This is a genomic window from Gordonibacter sp. RACS_AR49 (genome assembly GCF_030418435.1).
In the GTDB taxonomy this organism is placed as follows: Bacteria; Actinomycetota; Coriobacteriia; order Coriobacteriales; family Eggerthellaceae; genus Gordonibacter; species Gordonibacter urolithinfaciens.
In genome coordinates this window covers 264653-284651 of record NZ_JAIUDM010000001.1, presented here as the reverse complement: position 1 = coordinate 284651, position 19999 = coordinate 264653, and the positions used below count along the sequence as shown (strand labels likewise).

13 protein-coding genes are annotated in these 19999 nt (G+C 64.1%); 12 read left to right on the top strand and 1 reads right to left on the bottom strand.

What is annotated here, in order from left to right:
- Nucleotides 1–406 precede the first annotated feature (406 nt).
- Nucleotides 407–9187, top strand: coding sequence for an MBG domain-containing protein (locus LB310_RS01160; protein WP_301154103.1), 8781 nt, complete (start codon nucleotides 407–409; stop codon nucleotides 9185–9187).
- A 1-nt stretch (nucleotide 9188) separates the two neighbouring features.
- Entirely contained in the window at nucleotides 9189–9788 is a 600-nt protein-coding gene (locus LB310_RS01155) for a hypothetical protein (protein ID WP_087189878.1), read from the top strand.
- A gap of 96 nt (nucleotides 9789–9884) precedes the next feature.
- Here the strand turns inward: LB310_RS01155 and LB310_RS01150 are convergent, their stop codons facing one another.
- Nucleotides 9885–10097, bottom strand: coding sequence for a molybdopterin-binding protein (locus LB310_RS01150; RefSeq protein WP_015539545.1), 213 nt, complete (start codon nucleotides 10095–10097; stop codon nucleotides 9885–9887).
- A gap of 259 nt (nucleotides 10098–10356) precedes the next feature.
- Here LB310_RS01150 and LB310_RS01145 point away from each other — a divergent pair, with 259 nt between their 5' ends.
- The 10 genes from LB310_RS01145 (at nucleotide 10357) to LB310_RS01100 (ending at nucleotide 19998) form a co-directional block, all read left to right on the top strand.
- Entirely contained in the window at nucleotides 10357–11274 is a 918-nt protein-coding gene (locus tag LB310_RS01145) for a substrate-binding domain-containing protein (protein ID WP_087189877.1), read from the top strand.
- Nucleotides 11275–11305: 31 nt separating this feature from the next.
- Nucleotides 11306–12166 carry a phosphate ABC transporter permease subunit PstC gene (gene pstC / locus LB310_RS01140; protein WP_087189876.1) on the top strand — a complete coding sequence of 287 codons (861 nt, stop codon included), beginning with the start codon at nucleotides 11306–11308 and terminating at the stop codon, nucleotides 12164–12166.
- On the top strand, nucleotides 12163–13137 hold the full coding sequence (pstA, locus tag LB310_RS01135; RefSeq protein WP_204244296.1) for a phosphate ABC transporter permease PstA: 975 nt from the start codon (nucleotides 12163–12165) through the stop codon (nucleotides 13135–13137). Before pstC ends, pstA begins: the two co-directional genes overlap by 4 nt.
- Before the next feature lie 121 nt (nucleotides 13138–13258).
- A complete protein-coding gene (pstB, locus tag LB310_RS01130; protein ID WP_224767914.1) occupies nucleotides 13259–13999 on the top strand; it encodes a phosphate ABC transporter ATP-binding protein PstB in 741 nt (246 codons plus the stop codon).
- 118 nt (nucleotides 14000–14117) lie between these two features.
- Nucleotides 14118–14807, top strand: coding sequence for a response regulator transcription factor (locus LB310_RS01125; protein ID WP_015539548.1), 690 nt, complete (start codon nucleotides 14118–14120; stop codon nucleotides 14805–14807).
- Between the two features lie 52 nt (nucleotides 14808–14859).
- The gene (locus tag LB310_RS01120; protein ID WP_087189874.1) at nucleotides 14860–16275 is read left to right on the top strand and encodes an ATP-binding protein; all 1416 of its coding nucleotides are present in this window, start codon (nucleotides 14860–14862) and stop codon (nucleotides 16273–16275) included.
- Between the two features lie 311 nt (nucleotides 16276–16586).
- Nucleotides 16587–16952, top strand: coding sequence for a type II toxin-antitoxin system RelE/ParE family toxin (locus tag LB310_RS01115; protein ID WP_157780568.1), 366 nt, complete (start codon nucleotides 16587–16589; stop codon nucleotides 16950–16952).
- Nucleotides 16945–17244, top strand: coding sequence for a helix-turn-helix domain-containing protein (locus LB310_RS01110; protein ID WP_087189872.1), 300 nt, complete (start codon nucleotides 16945–16947; stop codon nucleotides 17242–17244). The genes LB310_RS01115 and LB310_RS01110 overlap by 8 nt, the downstream gene beginning before the upstream one ends.
- A 530-nt stretch (nucleotides 17245–17774) precedes the next feature.
- A complete protein-coding gene (locus LB310_RS01105) occupies nucleotides 17775–19124 on the top strand; it encodes a replication-associated recombination protein A (protein WP_096228652.1) in 1350 nt (449 codons plus the stop codon).
- 109 nt (nucleotides 19125–19233) lie between these two features.
- Complete coding sequence (locus tag LB310_RS01100; protein ID WP_301154099.1) at nucleotides 19234–19998, top strand: DUF948 domain-containing protein; 765 nt, start codon at nucleotides 19234–19236, stop codon at nucleotides 19996–19998.
- Nucleotide 19999 lies beyond the last annotated feature (1 nt).

The window sequence follows — 19999 nt, the reverse complement described above, 5'->3', positions numbered from 1 at the left end:
TAATCGTCCCGGCGCCGTCTCGGGAAGAGGCGGGGGAGGTGAAGCGAGCGGTCGTTTATCGCCTGCGAACGGTAATCAACAGGGGAGTCAACGGTAAATTGAGACTTATTGCAAGGATGAGGGAGGCAAGCTTCGCCGCCCTGATCTCCATAATTGCGTGTTTTCAAGCAGCAATTATGGAATCGGTGCTGGAAGGGATGTTCGGAAAACCCCGGGCAGTCGATATGTGATCGTATTTGTGGTAAAATATGAGGCGGATTTTGCTGCCTTTTTCGGGGCCTAATCTACCACGTCAATGAATGCATAATAGCATGCCAGAAAACGTATAGGCGAATCTAACGCACGCGGTGTGCCTCTTGAGAAGCGGGGCATCCCTGAAGAGGTACCTGAGGATTCGGTGATACGTATGAGCATGCTGGAAAAACTATGTGATGCGAAGAACACGTTCGAGGGCAAGGCGCTGGCCGTCTTCATGTCCCTGGTGATGGTGCTTTCCTTCATCAACTTCTCCTCCTTCGCCGACGCGGCCGAGAACGGCACATCGCCCGACGCCCCCGAGGCGCTGGCGGACGATCCGTCGAGCGAGTCCGCCGAAACCCCGGCTCCCGAATCCGCACCTTCAGCCGAGCCCGAGGCCGCCGCCCCGGCGGAGACCCCGGAGGCCTCCGAGCCGCCCGCGCAGAGCGAGGCGACCGTCCCGCCTGCGTCCGAGCCCGAGCCCGACCTCCCCACCGCCGAGCCCGGCGTGGCCGTGGTGGGCGTAGAGCTCGACCATGCGTACCTCGTTGTTGCCGACCAGGAGATAGCACTGCCGCTGACTTCTTTCAAAACATCGCTCAACAAAGATCTCGTGTTCGAGGTCAAGCCTGACGGCGGCTACCAGATCGACAAAGTTGTGGCGAAGAGCAAAGCCGACGGGACCGAGAGGCCGCTGGAGCCTCAAGCAGATGGATCTTACCGGCTCGCTGCCTCGGAAGTGAGCAGCAACCTCGTTATAAAGCCGGTGGTGGCGCTTGCTCCCGAGCTGGATGGCGCGGTCGACGACGCCGGCGGGCCGTCTGCGAAACCTGCCGAGGACGAATTGGCCGACGGCAGCGATTCGGGTCTCGAAGCACCGAAGTCTGAGGCGGACGGCAATGCCGCAACACCGTTTGGCCTTGACAACACTCTCGGAGTTGAAGCCATCGGCGTTCCTACCGAGCTTACCGTAGATCCAGCGATGCTCAAGCTCAATGTCGGCGCTTCAGGCAAGCTCAAGGCCATTGTCGAGCCGGTCGGATCCAATGGCAAAGTCATCTGGGCTTCGAGCGATCCAAGCGTTGCGAAGGTTACCGATGACGGCACGGTGAAGGCCTTGTCGGGCGGCACAACCACCATCACGGCGCGTTCGGTTGCCAACCCGGCTCTTGCAAACGTATCCGTGGTTACCGTAACAGAGTCGCGTACTGTGAAGTTCAAGACCAACACGGGCGAGGGCGAGATAAAGAGCCTCGCCACAACGTCAGAGGTCGGTTCAACCATAATCATGCCCGAGCTCCCCGATGGGGCTGTTAATAATTGGCCTGCGAACAGGGTTTTCGTGGGATGGAGCGTTGATCAGCGTGCGGTTACCTCGGGCGGCAAGGACCACTACACTAATCCTGTCTTTGCTCCCGGATCGTCCTATGTCGTGCCCTCCGGAAAAGGCGATATCGAGCTTTACGCGATCTACTCGGCGCAAAATATCGGTGCGGATTTTTACTTGCGTATCGACGGACAATTCCCGGCAGAGCCGCAGGGACACAGCAATTCTGGGTACGTCAAGATTGGCTGGGTTGAAAATGCTATCAAGGTCGGCAAGTTCGTCACCGACACCACTGGCGCGATGGTGAGCGCCAACCTTGCTGCAACGCCGAATGACGCGATGATTCAGAAGGCGTGTGCGGGCAATCCGAAACTGAGCTTCGATCCGGAGAAGCAGACCGTCATCTGGTATGTTATCAAAAACGAGGGGACATGGCATGTCGACGGTGCTATCCGCGACAAAGCGTCGGTAGTGCTGGCCTACAGTCCCAATATTCCTGCTGGAGAGACTTTGAGCGGCACCTTCCCCAATACAAAGGCCTATGCCGCAGGCGCTTCGGTAAAGGTTGAAAGCGGAAAAGCCGACTGGCGCGCCGGCTACACGTTCAAGGAGTGGAATACAGAACCCGATGGATCCGGTACCTCCTACCAGGGTGGTTACTCCATCACCCTGAACGAATCGAAGACGCTCTATGCCATTTGGTCGCCGAAGGACGGTACGAACTACCGTATCCAAGACTATCTGCAAAACGCCGACGGATCGTGGCCCGACGAGCCATCGCATGCCACATCGGCCAGTGGGAAAACGGGCGCTACGGTGTACGCCGATACGACGAAATCGTACACCGGCTACACTTTTGATGCCGGTAACGACAAGAACGTGCTGACCGGCAAGGTGGCGGGGGACGGCTCTCTCGTGTTGAAGAGGTACTATGCTATCAACACCTGCAAGGTCACGTATCTTCCGGGCGATTACGGAGCGTTTGATGCTGTTACGTACGAGGCCAAGTTCGGCACCGCAACGCCGGAGTTCCAAGGTGAGAAGGACGAGAACGACAAGCCGTTGGGCAAGCAAGGCTACAACTTCGCCGGGTGGGCGCCGAGCGTGACCGAAACGGTGGAGGCTGAAACGACCGAGTACGTGGCCCAGTGGACGGAGATGCCGGTTATCAACGTCCTGGTCAAAAGCGAGGATAAGGAAGTGGTGTACAACGGTGCCGAACATGTGGTCGACGTTGTTTCCGAGAACCTCGTTTACGAAGGCTTGCCTGCGGGCTACAAGATCCACAACCTGAGCGCATCCGGCCGTGGCACCGAGGCGGGCGAGTACGATATCGCCATCGACGGCACCCCTGTCGTTCTTAACGAAAAAGACGAGGATGTTACCGGTCGGTTCTTCATCGCGCGCAACAAGAACAAGCTGACGGTCAAGAAGGCCCCGCTCACCATTACGGCCCCCACGAAAGAGAAGGTGTACGACGGCGCACCGCTGACGTTCGACCTGAACGACATTATCACAGGCGAGGGCCTGGTCAAAGGTCTGGTCGATGGCCAGCAACTGGTCGGCATCGACCCGTTCGGCTCCATCACCGATGCCGGTACGGTGGAATCGTCCGTTCTCCAGGCGGTCATTACGAGCGGGTCTGAGAACGTGACGCGCAATTACAACATCACTTACGAGCCGGGCACGCTGACCGTGAAAGAGTTCGAGGGCGAGATCGTTGCGACTACCGAAGGCGGCGAGTATCCCTACGACGGGGATTCCCATGGAGCGACGGTGAACGTTAGCGGTCTGCCGGAAGGCTATACGCTGGTAACAGCTTCCTCGAACGCCAGCGCGACCGATGTGACCGAAGAGCCCGTGGTGGCGAAGGTCGACACGCTGCGCATCATCAACAAGGCCGGCGTCGATGTGACGGACAAGCTCAACATCGTCAAGAAGGAGGAGGGCACGATTGTCGTCAAGCCTGCCAAGCTGTACGTGAAGACGCGTACTGCCTCCAAGCCCTACGACGGTACCCCGCTCACGGCCGCCGGTGAGATGACTGGTTTGGTGAACAACGAGACCGCCGCTTTCACCACCACTGGCACGGCCACCGAGGTCAATGCGCCCGAAGGCACCCCTAACACGTACACGATAGACTGGAACGGCAGCGCCAAGAAGTCCAACTATATGGTCGAGGAGGATCTTGGCACGCTGACGGTGGAAGAGTTTGCCGGCGAGATCGTTGCGAAGGCCGAAGGCGGCAGATATCCCTATGACGGGAACCCCCATGGGGCGACGGTGAGCGTAAGTGCTCTGCCAACAGGCTACACGCTGGCAGAGGCCTCGTCGAGCGCCAGCGCGACCGATGTGACCGAAGAGCCCGCGGTGGCGAAGGTCGACACGCTGCGCATCATCAACAAGGCCGGCGTCGATGTGACCGACAGGCTGAATATAAAGAAGATCGACGGACAGATCGAGGTTACGCCGGCGCCGCTGACTGTGAGGATCGTGGGCAATTTCGCCCTTGAACCCTATACCGGTGAAACGTTCACGGTCGACGGTTTCACCATCGAGACCCCCATCGAGGGCAAGGCGGAAATCACGCTCAAGGACAGCGCGGCCGCCCATGCCGAAGGTGCGGATGCGGGCACGTACCCCATGGGCCTGACGGCCGACAGCTTCAACGTCTCGTCTCGCAACTACAAGGTGACGTTGGAGGTTGTGGACGGCTTCTTGCGGATATCCCCGCTTGACACGCTCGAGGTGGCGGCCGAGGACGTCAAGGAACTGTACGACGGCAACCTGCACGGCATCGAGGCCGTTTCATCAGTCAAGGATGGCCGCACGTCTATCAAGTACTACAATGAGGCCACCGACGCATTCGATCTTGATAAGTCGCCGGTGTTCAAGGATGCCGGCACATATACCGTGCGGTTCCAGGCAACCAACCCGAACTACAGCAACGTTGCCGAAGGCTCCGCAACCGTCACCATCGAGAAGCGCACGGTGACGCTGGAGAGCGCGAGCGCCTCTCGGCAGTACAACGGCGAAGCGCTTGTAGCCCCCACGGTGAAGGTGGGCGGTGACGGGTTCGTTGCCGGCGAGGAGCCTGCTTACGAGGTGACCGGTTCCGCGACCAACGTCGCCGACACGCGTGACGAAAACAACGAGTTCGCTTATACGTTCCCCGAGGGCGTGAACGCGGACAACTACGAAGTGACCACGCTGTTCGGCACCCTGGCCATCACGCCGGCGCCTTTGCTGGTAACGGTGACGGGCAAGCATGCATCGGTTCCCTACGATGGGGGCCTGCATGAGGTCGACGGCTTCGGCGACGATGCCGCAGGCAAGGCGACGATCGCTCTCAAGGAGGGTGCGGCCGCCCATGCCGAGGGCACGGATGCGGGCGAGTACTTCATGGGCCTCACGCCCGACAGCTTCGACGTCTCCTCGTCGAACTACACGGTGACGCTGAACGTGGTCGACGGCTACCTGCGCATCGACCCGGCGGGGGATATGTCCGTTTCGGCCAGCGACGTGGCTAAGACCTATGACGGCAACCGCTACGGCGTGAAGGCCGAGGCTTCGGTGGAGGGCGCGACGATCCGCTACCGCGATCCGGCTACGGGAGAGTACACCCTGAAAGAATCCCCGACGTTCCTCGATTGGACGGACGGCCCGCAGACGGTGGAGTTCCAAGCGACCCATCCGAACTACCAGACGGCGTATGAAACCGCAACCGTTACCATCGACAAGCGCACGGTGGTTCTGCGCTCCGGCGATGCCGAGCGGGAATACGACGGAACGGCGCTCGTCAAGCACGAGGCAAGCGTTGTCGACGGGGCGTTCGTCCGCGGCCAAGAGCCCGAAATCGCCTATTACGGCTCCGCGACGAACGTCGCCGATACGCACGACGGCAACAACGGGTTCTCCTACGAGTTCCCCGAAGGCGTGAACGCGGACAACTACCAAGTAACCACGCTGTTCGGCACCCTGACCATCACGCCTGCTCCCTTGCTGGTAACGGTGACGGGCGCGTTCGACAACGTGACGTTCGACGGGAAGCCCCATACGGTGGAGGGCTTCGAGGTGGGCGACGAGGCCGCCGGGAAGGCGACCATCGCGTTGAAGGACGGCGAGCGGGCGTATGCCGAGGGCGTGGCGGCAGGCCGGTATCCCATGAACCTGACCGCGGAGCAGTTCTCGGTGCAGCCCGATAACTACCGCGTGACGTTGAACGTGGTCGACGGCTACCTGAACATCGACAAGGCGGGCACGTTGAGCGTCGATGCCCAGCCGGTCGTCAAAACCTACGATGGGTCGGGCTACGGTGTGGAGGCCAAGGCCTCGGTCGACGGGGCCCAGATCAGGTACTACAACGCGGAAACGGATGCGTACGACCTGACGGAATCGCCGAAATACGCGGACGCGGGAACCTATACCGTGAAATTCCAAGCTGCCCTTGACAACTACAACACCGCCGAGGGCGCGGCGACCGTCACCATCAACCCGCGTGCCGTCACGCTGACCAGCGCCGACGCGGCCAAACCGTACGACGGGACGCCGCTGGTCGCCGAGGACGTCATCGTGTCCGGCGGCTTCGTGTCCGGCGAGGGCGCTGCGTATTCCAACTTCGCGTCGCTGACCGATGCGGGCACGACGTCCAATACCTTCGACTACCGCCTGAACGAGGGAACGAAGGCGTCGAACTACAAGGTGACGAAAACCCCCGGCACGCTCGAGGTGAAGAAGGCCCCGCTGGCCGTCCGCATCCAGGGCGCTGTGAAATCGGTCGCCTACAACGGCGCGCTCCAAGCGGTCGACGGCTACAAGGTGCTCGACGCCGTTGGCGACAAGGCCTCGATCGAGCTTGCCGGAAACGCCGCCGCCCATGCCGAAGGCGTGGACGTGGGCGAGTACCCCATGGGCCTTTCCCCCGAAAGCTTCTCGGTGACGTCGCGCAACTACGAGGTGACGCTGGAAGTGGCCGACGGGAAGCTTGCCATAAGCCCCTCCGGCGCCTTGACGGTTTCGGCCGAGCCCGTGAGTGCCATGTACGGCGGGAAGCGCCATGGCGTCGAGCCGACCGCATCCCTTCCCGGCGCGAAGATCAGCTACTGGTCCGCCGAGAGCGGCGACTACACGCTCGATGCGTGCCCGACGTACCTCGACGTGACCGACGGGCTCCAGGCGGTGAAATTCAAGGCGACGCTTCCGAACCATCAGGACGCCTACGGCGAGACCACCGTGGAGGTAACGGTGCGCCCCGTCTCGGTGACGAGCGCCGATGGCGAGAAAGTCTACGATGGCAACCCGCTGACGAACGCGACCGTAACCGTGGGCGGCTTTGGCTTCGTGAACGGCGAGGAGCCCGCGTTCGCCGTAACCGGCTCGCAGACCGATGCGGGATCTGCGGCCAACGCCTTCGCCTATGCTTTCCCCGAGGGCGTGCGCGAGGGCAACTACGCGATAACCAAGAACGAGGGAACCTTGACGGTGCGCAAGGCCCCCTTGACGGTAAGCGTGGTGGGCAACCACGACACGGTGACGTTCGACGGTAGGTCGCACCAGGTCGACGGTTTTGCCGACGATGCTGCCGGCAGGGCCACCATCAAGCTCAAAGACGGCGTGCTCGCCCACGCCGAGGGCACCGACGCGGGAACCTACCCGATGGGACTCGCGGCCGACAGCTTCGACGTTGCGTCGAGGAACTACGACGTGACGCTGACGGTGACGGACGGCTACCTTGCCATCAACCCGGCAGGGGTCATGACGGTGGCCGCCGACAACGTTTCGAAGAGGTACGACGGCAAGCGGGTGGGCGTCCAGGCGACGGCCTCGGTCGAAGGCGCCGAGGTCAGGTACTTCAATGCGGACACGGGGGCGTTCGACCTCGAAGAGTCGCCGACGTTCCTCGACGCGACGGAGGGTGCCGCCGTTGTGCGCTTCCAGGCCACGCACCCGAACTACGCGACCGTCGAGGGCTCGGCAACCGTGACGATTGACAAGCGGCCGGTGGTGCTGACGTCGGACGATGCGAGCAAGACGTACGACGGCGAAGCGCTTTCTGCAGAGCGCGTGACGGTGTCCGGCGAGGGCTTCGCCGACGGCGAGGGAGCCGTCTATACCGATTTCGCGAGCATCGTCGATGCGGGCAGCGTACCGAACGCGTTCGCATACCGGCTTGAAGAGGGAACCCATGCCGACAACTACGATGTTACCGTCGTCCCTGGCGTGCTGAGCGTTGCGAAGGCCCTGCTGGCGATCACGGTGACGGGCAACCAGTCTGCAGCTGTCTACAACGGCGCGAACCACCTCGCCGAGGGCTACGTCGTCGACGGCGCCGACGGCAAGGCCGAGGTCGTGCTGAGGGCCGGCGTGCTCGCCCGCGCCGAGGGAACCGACGCCGGTACCTACCCGATGGGGCTCGCGGCCGACAGCTTCGACGTTGCGTCGAGGAACTACGACGTGACGCTGACGGTGACGGACGGCTCGCTGTCGGTGGCGCCTGCCAAGCTGCTCATCTCGGCCAACGACGCGAGCAAGAGGTACGGGCAAACCGATCCTGCGCTGACGGCGTCGGTTGCGGGCCTGGTTGGGGGCGACGCCTTCTCCGGCTCGTATAACGTGACGCGCGTCGAGGGCGAGTCGGTCGGCACGTATGCGATCACCGTCGAGGACGCGGTCTCGGGCGATCCGAGCTATGTGGTCGAAGTGGCTCCGGGCTCCTTCACCATCGTTCCCGCCGACGCCGTTTCCCTCGTGGTAGGCGGCGGCACGAAGGTCTACGACGGCACGCCGCTGGTGCCGACGGGCTTCACGCCGTCCGGCTTGGCCGACGGCGATTACGTGGAGGTGGTGTACAGCGGCTCGCAGACCGATGCCGGCTCGAGCGCCTCGGGCCTCGCGAGCTACGTTATCCGCAACGCCGCGGGCGAGGACGTGACGGCCAACTACGAGAACGTCAACGTGGTGCCCGGTGATTTGACCGTGACGCCTGCGGCTGCCATGATCGTCGTGGCCGATGCGGCCAAGGTGGCCGGCGCGGCCGATCCGACGTTCACCGGCACGGTGACAGGGCTCGTCGACGAGGGGGACCTCGGGAGGGTTGCCTTTGTCCGCTCGAACGGCGACGAGGCTCCCGGAACCTACGTCGACGCGCTCACGGCGTCCTTCACCGGCAATCCGAACTACACGGTGACGGTCGTCCCCGGCACGTTCACCATCATGGCTGCCCCGGTGGTTCCTCCGGCGCCGGTCACGCCGGCCACGCCGACGCCCGGCACGCCGGTGCCCCCGGTTACGCCGGGCGTAACGCCCGAGGGCACGCCTCCGGCCGCAGCGGCGGTAATCGAGGTCCTCGAGGACGCTGTCACTCCGTTGGCTGGCCCGCAGGAGGAGACGATCGGCGACAACGAGAACCCGCTCGCAGGCTTCAACCGGGTGAACTGCTGGGTGCACTACTATCTCATCCTGGGCATCATCGTCACGGTGATCTACGGAGCGGGCGTGCTGGTGCGGCGCATCAACTTCACGCGTAAGCTCAAGGGCTTCGAGAACGACGTGCTCGGCATCGAGGACGAGCAGGCGGCTGCCCCGTTCGCGGCGCCGTTCGCGACGGATGGCAGGGAGGCCTAGCATGAGGAAGAGCAACTGGCTGATACTGGCCGTCTTGGCCGTGGCCGCGGGCCTTTTCCTGTGGCTGTGGTACTACCTGGGCTTCAACTTCGTGGACGACCCGTTCGACCTGGTGCTCGCCGTGGTATGGTGGGCGGTGGTCCTGGTGCTGGTCGTGGGCATCCACACTGCCGAGAAAAAGCGCCGGCGGCGCGTGCGTACGGCCTACCTCGCACCGGGCGTGCTGTTCAACAGCGAGGCCGGGTTCGTCGACCTCGAAGCGTTCGAGGAGGGTACCACCCTCGCGGACGCGATCGAGCAGACGCTCGTCGGCCTGAAGTACACGTTCGACCGCAAGGATCCGGCCGACGAGGACGAGGCGGCGACAGGGCCCGGCGGCGCCTCGTCCTCTGCCGTGGTCGCCGACGGGTCCTCGGCATCCGGTGAAGCGGCCGCCTCCGCCAAGCCTCGCGGAACCGTGAGGTTCGAGCGCATCGTGCGCACGGACAAGTTCGACAAGGACGATGCCGACAAATGGGAAGGCGAGGTCGTTGACGTGAGGACGCAGGAAGCCACGCCCTTCAAGGGCAAGGAGGAGCTCTCCGTTCTTCTTGCGGCGTAGTCCCGCCAGCCGGCCTCCCGGTAAAGCGCAAAAAGCAGGCGCCCCCTCGAACGAACGAGGGGGCGCCTGCTGTAAGAACCGAAGGAGCGCGCAGCGCTAGTCGTCGACCCCGATGATCACCGACGAGGCCTTGACGATGGCGTAGGCCTCCTTGCCCACTTCCAACTCCAGCTCCTTGAGCGACCCCATGGAGATGGTCGACGTGATAAGCTGGCCGCCCTCCAGCTCCATGATCACGATGGCGTTGACCGCTCCCGGATGAATGGCCGTGATAGTGCCCTTCAGCGTGTTGCGTGCAGAAAGCTTCATTGAATCAATGCACCCCTTTCGGGTCGTCCCCTCGTTCCAAACCGTCCCCTCCATTGTAACGCCCCAGGTGCAATCGTGCGAGCAGAACCGCAACTCGACAGAACGAGCCCCTCCCGAGACTTTACCAAGATTTGACCGCTGCGAGACAGGGGCTTGATGCTCGTTCTTCATCATGTTCCGTGCGCCGTCCTCCCAGCGGAAGACAGCGCACGAGGAGAACAGTTACGCGCCCGGGAGGGGTGCCGAGGAAAGGAAGAGCATGAAGAAGCGTTTGGTGATGATGGCGATGGGAGCCCTGCTCGCGCTGGGCGCATTCGGCCTCATGGGCTGCTCCGGCGGCGGCAACGCCGGTTCCGGAGACGGCGGCGAGGGCGATGGCGCAGCGGGCGCGGTCCCGTCCGGCGAGGTCTCCGTGTACTCGCGCGAGGACGGCTCCGGCACGCGCGGGGCGTTCGTCGAGCTCATGGGCATCGAGGAGAAGGATGCCAGCGGCGAGAAGGTCGACATGACCACCACGTCTGCCGCCATCACGAACTCCACGTCGGTCATGATGACGTCGGTGGCGGGCGACGAGAACGGCATCGGCTATATCTCGCTCGGCTCGCTGAACGACACGGTCAAGGCCCTCAAGATCGACGGCGCCGAAGCCACGGCCGCCAACGTGAAGAGCGGCGACTACCAGGTGGCCCGCCCGTTCAACATCGTGACGAAAGACGGCCTGTCCGATGTGGCGCAGGACTTCATCGATTTCATCATGAGCTCAGACGGTCAGAAGATCGTCGAGGAGGAGGGCTACATCTCCGTTGCCGAGAGCGCCGCCGCGTACACCGGCTCCGACCAGTCCGGTAAGATCGTCATCGCAGGCTCCTCTTCGGTGACCCCCGTCATGGAGAAGCTGGCCGAGGCCTACAAGGCCATCAACTCCGGCGTGACCATCGAGGTCAACCAGTCCGACTCCACCACCGGCGTGAACATGGCCACGGAAGGCACCTGCGACATCGGCATGGTCTCCCGCGAGCTCAAGGACTCCGAGACCGGCGTCACCCCCACGGTCATCGCCCAGGACGGCATCGCCATCATCGTGAACAATGCCTCCACCGTTGACGGGCTTTCCTCCGAACAGGTGAAGGGCATCTACACCGGCGAGATCGCGAACTGGGAAGACGTTCTGGCATAAAGCCCGGCGACCCGATTGACAAGGAACCCGCATGTCTCACGTACATCTCAAGGAAGGCATTGCGAAGGCGCTGTTCGTGGCCGCCGCGGGGATCTCGATCCTCGCGGTGGCTCTCATCTGCGTATTCCTCTTTGCGAATGGCGTGCCGGCCATCGCGCAGATAGGCCTTCCGGAATTCCTCTTCGGCACTACCTGGCGTCCCGCCAACGATATCTACGGCATCTTCCCGATGATCGTGGGCAGCATCTACGTGACCGCCGGCGCCATCGTCGTGGGCGTGCCCACGGGTCTTTTGTGCGCCATCTTCCTCTCGCGGTTCGCCAGCGGGCGCGTGGCGGCGGTGCTCAAGCCCGGCGTTGAGCTCTTGGCGGGCATCCCATCGGTCGTCTACGGCTTTTTCGGCCTGGTGGTCATGGTGCCGTTCATCCGCGACAACATGCCAGGGCGCGGCCTCTCGCTTCTGGCGGCCGCCGTGCTGCTGGGCATCATGATCCTGCCCACCATCATCACCGTCGCGCAAAGCGCGCTCGATGCCGTTCCCAAGAAATACTACGAGGGGGCTCTGGCGCTCGGCGCCGACCACGAGCGCTCGGTGTTTCGCGTCATCGTGCCCGCTGCGGTATCCGGCATCATGGCCGGCATCGTGCTGGGCGTGGGCCGTGCGATCGGCGAGACGATGGCCGTCATCATGGTGGCCGGCAACCAACCGGCCATTCCGGGCAGCATCTTCGACGGCGTGCGCACCATGACGGCGAACATCGTGTTGGAGATGGGTTATGCGGCCGATCTGCATCGCGGTGCGCTCGTGGCCACCGGCGTGGTGCTGTTCGTGTTCATCCTGCTGATAACCATGTTGTTCAACGTCATCAAGAAACGGGGTGAGACGAAGTGACGACCCGCAAGCTGACCATCGCCTACGAGTCGGCCGACGCGCCCTCGGCCTCCTCTGCCGGTCTCGATACGGATGACCGCCTGGATGCGCTGTATCGGGCAGCCGAGGCGCGCCACGGCAAAACACGCCGCATCGTGTCGGCCCTTCTGCGATGGATCGTGTACGCAGGCGCTGTAGCCACATCGTTGGTGCTCGCGTTCATCGTGGGGTATATCCTGGTCAACGGCGCTCCCTATCTGACGCCGAGCTTGTTCGAGTGGGAGTACAACTCCACGAACGTCTCGCTCATGCCCGCGCTCGTCAACACGCTCGTCATGGCGGGGCTCTCGCTGCTCATGGCGGTGCCCGTGGGTGTGGGATCGGCCATCTACCTGGTGGAATATGCGAAACGCGGCAGTCGCTTCGTGCAGATAGTGCGCACCACCACCGAGACGCTGCAGGGCATCCCGTCCATCATCTACGGCCTGTTCGGGCTGCTGTTCTTCGTTACGGCGCTCCAGTGGGGCCTGTCGCTTCTGGCGGGTGCGTGCACGCTGGCCATCATGGTGCTGCCGGTGGTCATGCGCACCACCGAGGAGGCGCTGCTCGCCGTGCCCGACGCCTACCGCGAAGGCGGCTTCGGCCTGGGGGCGGGCCGGTTGCGCACGGTGTTCCGCTGCGTGCTGCCCTCGGCCGTGCCCGGCATCCTGGGCGGCGTGATCCTCGCGCTCGGGCGCTGCGTGGGCGAGGTCGCGGCGCTCGTCTTCACGGCGGGCTCCATTGCCGCCATCCCGAACTTCGCCGAGGGCGCGGCCGCGCTCTTCGACTCCACCCGCACCCTGGCCGTGCATATGTACGTGCTGTCCAGCGAGGGGTTGCATGTGAACGAAACCTACGCCACGGCGGTTGTCCTGCTGGTCATGGTGGTGCTGCTGAACCTCATGGCCACCTTCGCCGCCAAGAAGATGAACAAGGGAGGCAACGATGACTAATGCTACGTTGGAGAGGGCTGCCGCTGTGGCTGGCGCCCCAGCCACCTACCTGCCGCATGCGCAGGGCCGGGCGGCCGAGCGCAAGGCGGCCCGCAAGGCGACCACCGACGCTCCGGCCAAGATGGGCGTGCGCGATCTGAATCTGTACTACAAGGATTTCCAGGCGCTCAAGGGCATCAACCTGGAGTTTCCGAAGAACCAGGTGACGGCTCTCATCGGCCCGTCGGGTTGCGGCAAGTCAACCCTGCTGAAGAGCCTGAACCGCATGAACGACCTCGTGGAGGGCTGCCGTATCGAGGGCGAGATCACCCTCGACGGCCGCAACGCTTACAGCGACATCGACGTGAACAGCCTGCGCCGTCGCGTGGGCATGGTGTTCCAGCAGCCGAACCCCTTTCCCATGAGCGTGTACGACAACGTGGCGTTCGGGCCGCGCACCCACGGCATAAAGAGCCGTGCCGACCTGGACGAGATCGTGGAGCAGAGCCTGCGCGACGCCGCCATCTGGGACGAGCTGAAGGACCGCCTGAAGAAGAACGCGCTCGGCCTGTCCGGCGGCCAGCAGCAGCGCCTGTGCATCGCCCGCGCGCTGGCCGTGCGCCCCGAGGTGCTGCTCATGGACGAGTCCACGAGCGCGCTCGACCCCATCTCCACCGCGAAGATCGAGGACCTGGTGGGCGAGCTCAAGAGCAAGTACACGGTGATCATGGTGACGCACAACATGCTGCAGGCGCTGCGCGTGTCCGACAAGACGGCGTTCTTCCTGCTGGGCGAGATGGTGGAGGCCGGCGACACCGACGACATCTTCGCCAGCCCCTCCGACCCCCGCACCGCCGACTACGTTGCCGGGAGGTTCGGGTAGGAGAGGGCAACGCTTTACGCAAATTTGACCTCTCGGAGGCTGCGGCCGCGCGGCGCCTGGCTTACAATAGGCCCAACACGCGGCCGGGACGGCCGGGAGACCCCATGGAGCAACTGCGATGATCTACTACGTTGAAGACGATACCAATATCCGCGATCTTACGGTGTACGCGCTCAAGCAGGCTGGCTTCGAGGCGGCGGGCTTTGCCGCGGCGGGGGAGTTCTTCGTCGCCTGCAAGCGGCGCCTGCCGGAGCTTGTGCTGCTGGACATCATGCTGCCCGAGGTGGACGGCCTGGAAATCCTGCACATGCTGCGGGAGGATCCGGCCACGAAGCACCTGCCCGTCATGATGCTCACGGCCAAGGGCACGGAGTTCGACACGGTGAGCGGCCTCGATGCCGGCGCCGACGACTACCTGGCCAAGCCGTTCGGCATGATGGAGCTGGTGAGCCGCGTGAACGCGCTCATGCGCCGCGCCGCCGCGCCGGCCGTGGCGGCCGACGACGAGTTCTCGTGCGGGCCCATCGCGCTCACGGTGTCGTCGCACGACGTCTCCGTGGACGGCGAGAACGTCGCGCTCACGCTCAAGGAGTTCGACCTTCTGCGCACACTCATGCAGAACGAAGGGCACGTGCTGTCGCGCCGCCAGCTTCTGGAGGACGTGTGGGGCATGACCTACGTGGGCGAGACGCGCACGGTAGACGTGCACATCCAGACGCTTCGGCAGAAGCTCGCCGCGGCCGTCGAGGGCGCGGACGCCTACATCCAGACGGTGCGCGGCGTGGGCTACTGCGTCAAGCAGCCATGAGATTCCGCATGCGGCCCCTTCCCGAGCGTGACGGCGCGGGACGGAGCACCCGATGAGCCCTACGCACCTGCGGGTCAAGAGCCTCTCCGGCAAGATATTCTCGGGCGTCCTGGCGTTCACGCTGGGCGTCATCCTCGTGCTGGGCGTGGTCATGACCACCATCTACTATATGTCCTACGAGCACGACGCCGAGGCCGAGCTCGCCGCCAGCGCTCAGGATGCCGCGGCCTATCTGAACGCCTCGCCCACGACGGCGAACATCCCCGCGTTGGAGGAGCAGTTCGCCGGACTCACCCGCTACACGCTCATCGCGGCCGACGGCCAGGTGCTCTACGACAGCGCCGCCGACCCCGCCGCCATGGAGAACCACGCCGGGCGTCCCGAGGTGCGCGAGGCGGGGGAGAACGGCCAGGCGGCCACCATGCGCTTCTCCGACACGCTGGGGACCGACACGGTGTACGCCGCCGTGAAGCTGGACGACGGCAGCATCATCCGCCTGTCCGAGACGCGCCACTCGCTCCTGGCCTTCCTGGGCGACATGCTGGCACCGGTGCTGGTTGCCGTGATCGTGGCGGCCGTGCTCGTGTTCGTGCTGTCCAAGACGCTCACGCGGCGCATCATGAAGCCCATCGACGCGCTCAACTTCGCCGACCCGCTGGAGAACGAGATATACGAGGAGATGGATCCGCTGCTCATCCGCATCGACGAGCAGCAGCGCCTGCTCAAGCAGCAGAACCGCGAACTGGCCCAGGCGGAGAACCTGCGCCGCGACTTCTCCAGCAACGTGAGCCACGAGATGAAGACCCCGCTGCAGGTCATCTCGGGCTACGCCGAGCTCATGAAGAACGACATGGTGCAGCCGGCCGACCGCCAGAAGTTCGCCGCCCTCATCTACGAGGAGGCGCAGGCCATGCGCTCGCTCATCAACGACGTGCTCACGCTGTCGCGTCTGGACGAGTCCGCGTTCGGCGACGATGCGGTGCTCATCGACCTGCACGCCGTGGCCGAGCGCGTGGCGGGCCGCCTGGGCAGCTTCGCCGCCGACCAGCAGGTTCAGGTGCGCGTGGAAGGCTCTGCGGCGCGCATTGCCGGCAGCGAGACGCTGGCCGAGGAGATGCTCTACAACCTTATCGAGAACGGCATCCGCTACAACCACGAGGGCGGCAGCGTGGTCATGCGCGTGGAGACGGAGCCGGCGCCTTCGGGCGGCACGCAGCCGGGCGAGGGCGCGGCGGGCCAGGTGGTCGTGCGCGTGAGCGACACGGGCCCCGGCATTCCCGAGGAGCTGCGCGAAAAGGTGTTCGAGCGCTTCTTCCGCGTGGACAAGAGCCGCTCGAAGGAGACGGGCGGCACGGGCCTGGGCCTGGCCATCGTGAAGCACGCCGTGCTCTACCACCACGGCACCATCGAGGTGGAGAGTGCCGAGGGCGCCGGCACCACGTTCGTCCTGCGGTTCCCGGCCGCCTAGCTCACGCGCCATACAACTCACCAGGCGAAAGGCGGCGTGGTAGAAAACGTGCCAGGTATACGCAGGTTTTCTGCAAGGTTCGAGCGGCTTTTCCGCCAGCTTCCTGTATGATCCTCGCGGCTCCGGCGCAAGGATCATGCGTGCTTCTCACGGTCATCTGCACCCTTTCTCAACGGTTCCCCTGCAAGGTCGCGGCGCTATGCTCGTGCGGGCAGGCGAGGGCGAAGGCGCTGCGGGGCCGATCTGCCGGAGTTCCTCCTCCCTTGCAAAGTGATAACTATTTTGTTATCATACAGCGAAAGGCGGGAAGGATGTACAAAGTAGAGTTGTACCATGATGCAAAGGGGCGATCGGAGCTGCTCGACACTTTGCGCAAGCTGGAGGATAAGAGCAGTACGGACAAAGAGGCGAGGACGGCGTATTTAAGCATGCTCAAGGCTATTTCCGAGCTGGAAGGGCATGGCACGAGGATCGGTATGCCGACCGTTCGCCATGTGAGAGGTGAGATATGGGAGCTCAGGCCGAAATCCCAGCGGGTGTTCTTTTTCTTCTGGAAGGACAATACGTTCGTTTTGCTGCATTCCTATATTAAGAAAACCCAGAAGACGCCTCGGCGCGAGATAATGAAAGCCGAGCGTAAAAAACGCGATTGGATAGCGAGGCATGCCGATGAGTAAAAACGAGGGTTGCTATACCTTCCAAGACTACCTGAAAGAAGCGAAGCTCACTCCTGCCGAGCGCGAGGAGATCCGGCTGGACGTGGAGCTCACGGGGAGGCTGATCGAGGCGCGCGAGGCGCGGGGGATGACGCAGCGCGATTTGGCGGAGGCGAGCGGCCTTAAGCAGCCGGCTATCGCCCGCATCGAGTCGCATCGCTCGGTGCCGCGCGTGGACACGCTGCTCAAGCTGCTGGTGCCGCTGGGCTACACGCTCAAGATCGTGCCGCTCGAAGGCAGCGAACGTCTTTGAGCAGCGACTGCCCCCGACTCATCGTTCGAAGGCGTCTCCCCTGATCGTGGCGCCGAAAGCGCCGCGGCCCCTCGGAAACGCCGAGGCGCTGGCAACCTCGCGGTTCCCAGCGCCTTCTCTGCGTTGCGTGAAGAGCCCCACCCCCGGCCAGAAGGATGAACCCACCTCAAAAGGTGGGTGCTCGCAGCCCGTTTCCTGGCTTTCGTATCAACGGACACGAATCTCCATTCCGCGCGCTATCTTGAGCTCCCTCATGTTATAGCATCGGTCCATCGCAAAGTATGGCTTCGAGGGCAGGACCTGATTCAGAGTATACGTGCGTTTCAGGTGAAGAAAAGTCTTGACATCCTCCGTCACCCGATATTCAACAGACGCACACAAGCCCTTTGTGGGGTGTGACAAGGGGACGGGGATGATGTCTCATTCCGCCTGCGCCTAACGAGTTTGGAAGACATCAGGGAACGAGACATCATCCCCGTCCCCTTGTCACACCCTATCCATACAGACGTTCGCATGCTATCATGGTTGCCATGGATACGCTATTCACCGAAATGGAAAACGAGCGCAAGTCGGAGGTCGCCCCTCTGGCAGTGCGCATGCGCCCGCGCTCGCTCGACGAGCTCGTGGGGCAGGACGAGGCCGTGGGACCCGGCAGCTGGCTGCGCAACGCCATCGAGCAGGATCGTTTGAGCTCGGTCATCCTGTTCGGGCCGGCGGGCACGGGCAAGACGTCGCTCGCGCACATCGTGGCCGAGACGACGAAGGCCACGTTCGTGGAGGTGTCGGCCATCGGCGGCACGGTATCGGACCTGCGCCGGGAGATCGATGCGGCCGACAAGCGCCTGACCATGAGCGGCCTGCGCACCATCTTGTTCGTCGACGAGATCCACCGATTCAACCGCAGCCAGCAGGACGCGCTGCTCCACGCCGTGGAGGATCGCGTGCTCGTGCTGGTGGGCGCCACCACGGAGAACCCGTTCTTCGAGGTGAACTCGGCGCTCATCAGCCGCTCCCGCATCGTGGAGCTGCACGGGCTGTCAGACGGCGACATCGGGGATCTGGTCGACCGCGCCGTGGCCGACCAGCGCGGGCTCGGTGGCCGGTACCGGTTGGATGAGAAGGCGCGGGAAGCCATCGTTCTCTTGGCCGGCGGCGACGGCCGCGGGGCGCTCACCACGCTCGAGCTGGCGGCCGGCATGGTGGAGCCCGGGACGGCGAAGAAGCCTGCGAGGATCACCGAGAACAACGTGCGCGCCGCCACGCCGCATCGCACGCTGCCCTACGACAAGAACAAGGACCTGCACTACGACGTCATCTCGGCGTTCATCAAGTCCATGCGCGGCAGCGACCCCGACGCCGCGCTGTACTGGCTCGCCCGCATGATCGACGGGGGAGAGGACCCGAAGTTCATCGCGCGCCGCATGTTCATCGCCGCGTCGGAGGACATCGGCAACGCCGACCCGCAGGCGCTGCTTGTGGCCGAGGCCGCGTTCAAGTCGGCCGAGGTCATCGGCTATCCCGAGTGCCGCATCAACCTGGCGCAGGCCGCCATCTACCTGGCGCTCGCGCCGAAGAGCAACGCGGCGGAGGCGGGCATCGACGCGGCGCTGGCCGAGGTGCGCAATGGCCCGGCCCGCAACGTGCCCGACCACCTGCGCGACCGCCACCGCCCCGGCTCCGAGAGCTACGGCACGTACCGCTATCCGCATAGCTACCCCGGCGGCTGGGTCGAGCAGCGCTACCTGCCCGACGGTCTCGAGCGCGGCGCCTTCTACCGCCCGAGCGACCGCGGTTGGGAGGCGTACCGCGCCGACGCGGCCGCGCGCGACCGTTTCGAGGCGGGCGGCAACGGGCAAAACCCCACGTCGCGCTCAAAGTAACCGATCGGCTACCGCCTGTGTAAGCCGGGTGAAAACGTGACTCGATCTGTATAGAATCCGAGGTGGAAATGGTATAGTGAAAACTCGCTTTAGCTCAGGAGGCGTTCCCATGGATATCAGCGAAGTCATCAGCATAGCGTTGCCCATCGTCTACGTGCTTGTCGGCGCAGCGCTCATCTGGCTCGTCGTCGAGCTGGTAATGACGGTGCGCAGGACGCGCAAGACCGTCGAGGAGGTCCAGAAGCAGGTCGAGCCCACGCTCGCCAGCGTGGAGCGCATCACGGCCTCGCTCGAGCCCGTGGCGGCGAAGGTCGACCCGCTCGTCGAGCGCGTGTCGCTCACCGTGGACGCCGCAAACCTCGAGATCATGCGCGTGGATCAGATCCTCGAGGACGTGAACGAGATCACCGACTCCGTCTCCTCGGCCGTCGACGCCGTTGACACAGTCACGAGCGCCCCCATGGAGCTGGTGAACAACGTGACGAACCGCATGCGCAGCGCGTTCAAGCCGAAGCGCGCAAGCGACGAGTCCGTGGCGCTCGGCCGCGAGAAGGCTGCCGACGCGACGATGGGCGACGCGGTGAAGAGCGTTGCGAAGGGCACGGCCGCCGTGGCCGGAGCGGCCGTGGCCGACCAGCGCGAGCATATGGCCGAGCAGCGTGCGGAGCGCGAGGAGAAGGCCGCCGCCAAGCGCGCCGCCGCCGAGAAGACCTCCGAGGCCGCCGCGAGCATGGCCGACGCCGTGACGACCGCCGCCTCCTCCGATGCCGACGCCGCGACCCGCTACTTCACGTACGAGGGCGGCACCGAGGCCGGTCCGTCCGGGGCGAAGGCGGCTGGCACCGTATCCGATCAGGATAAACCTGAGGCATAGC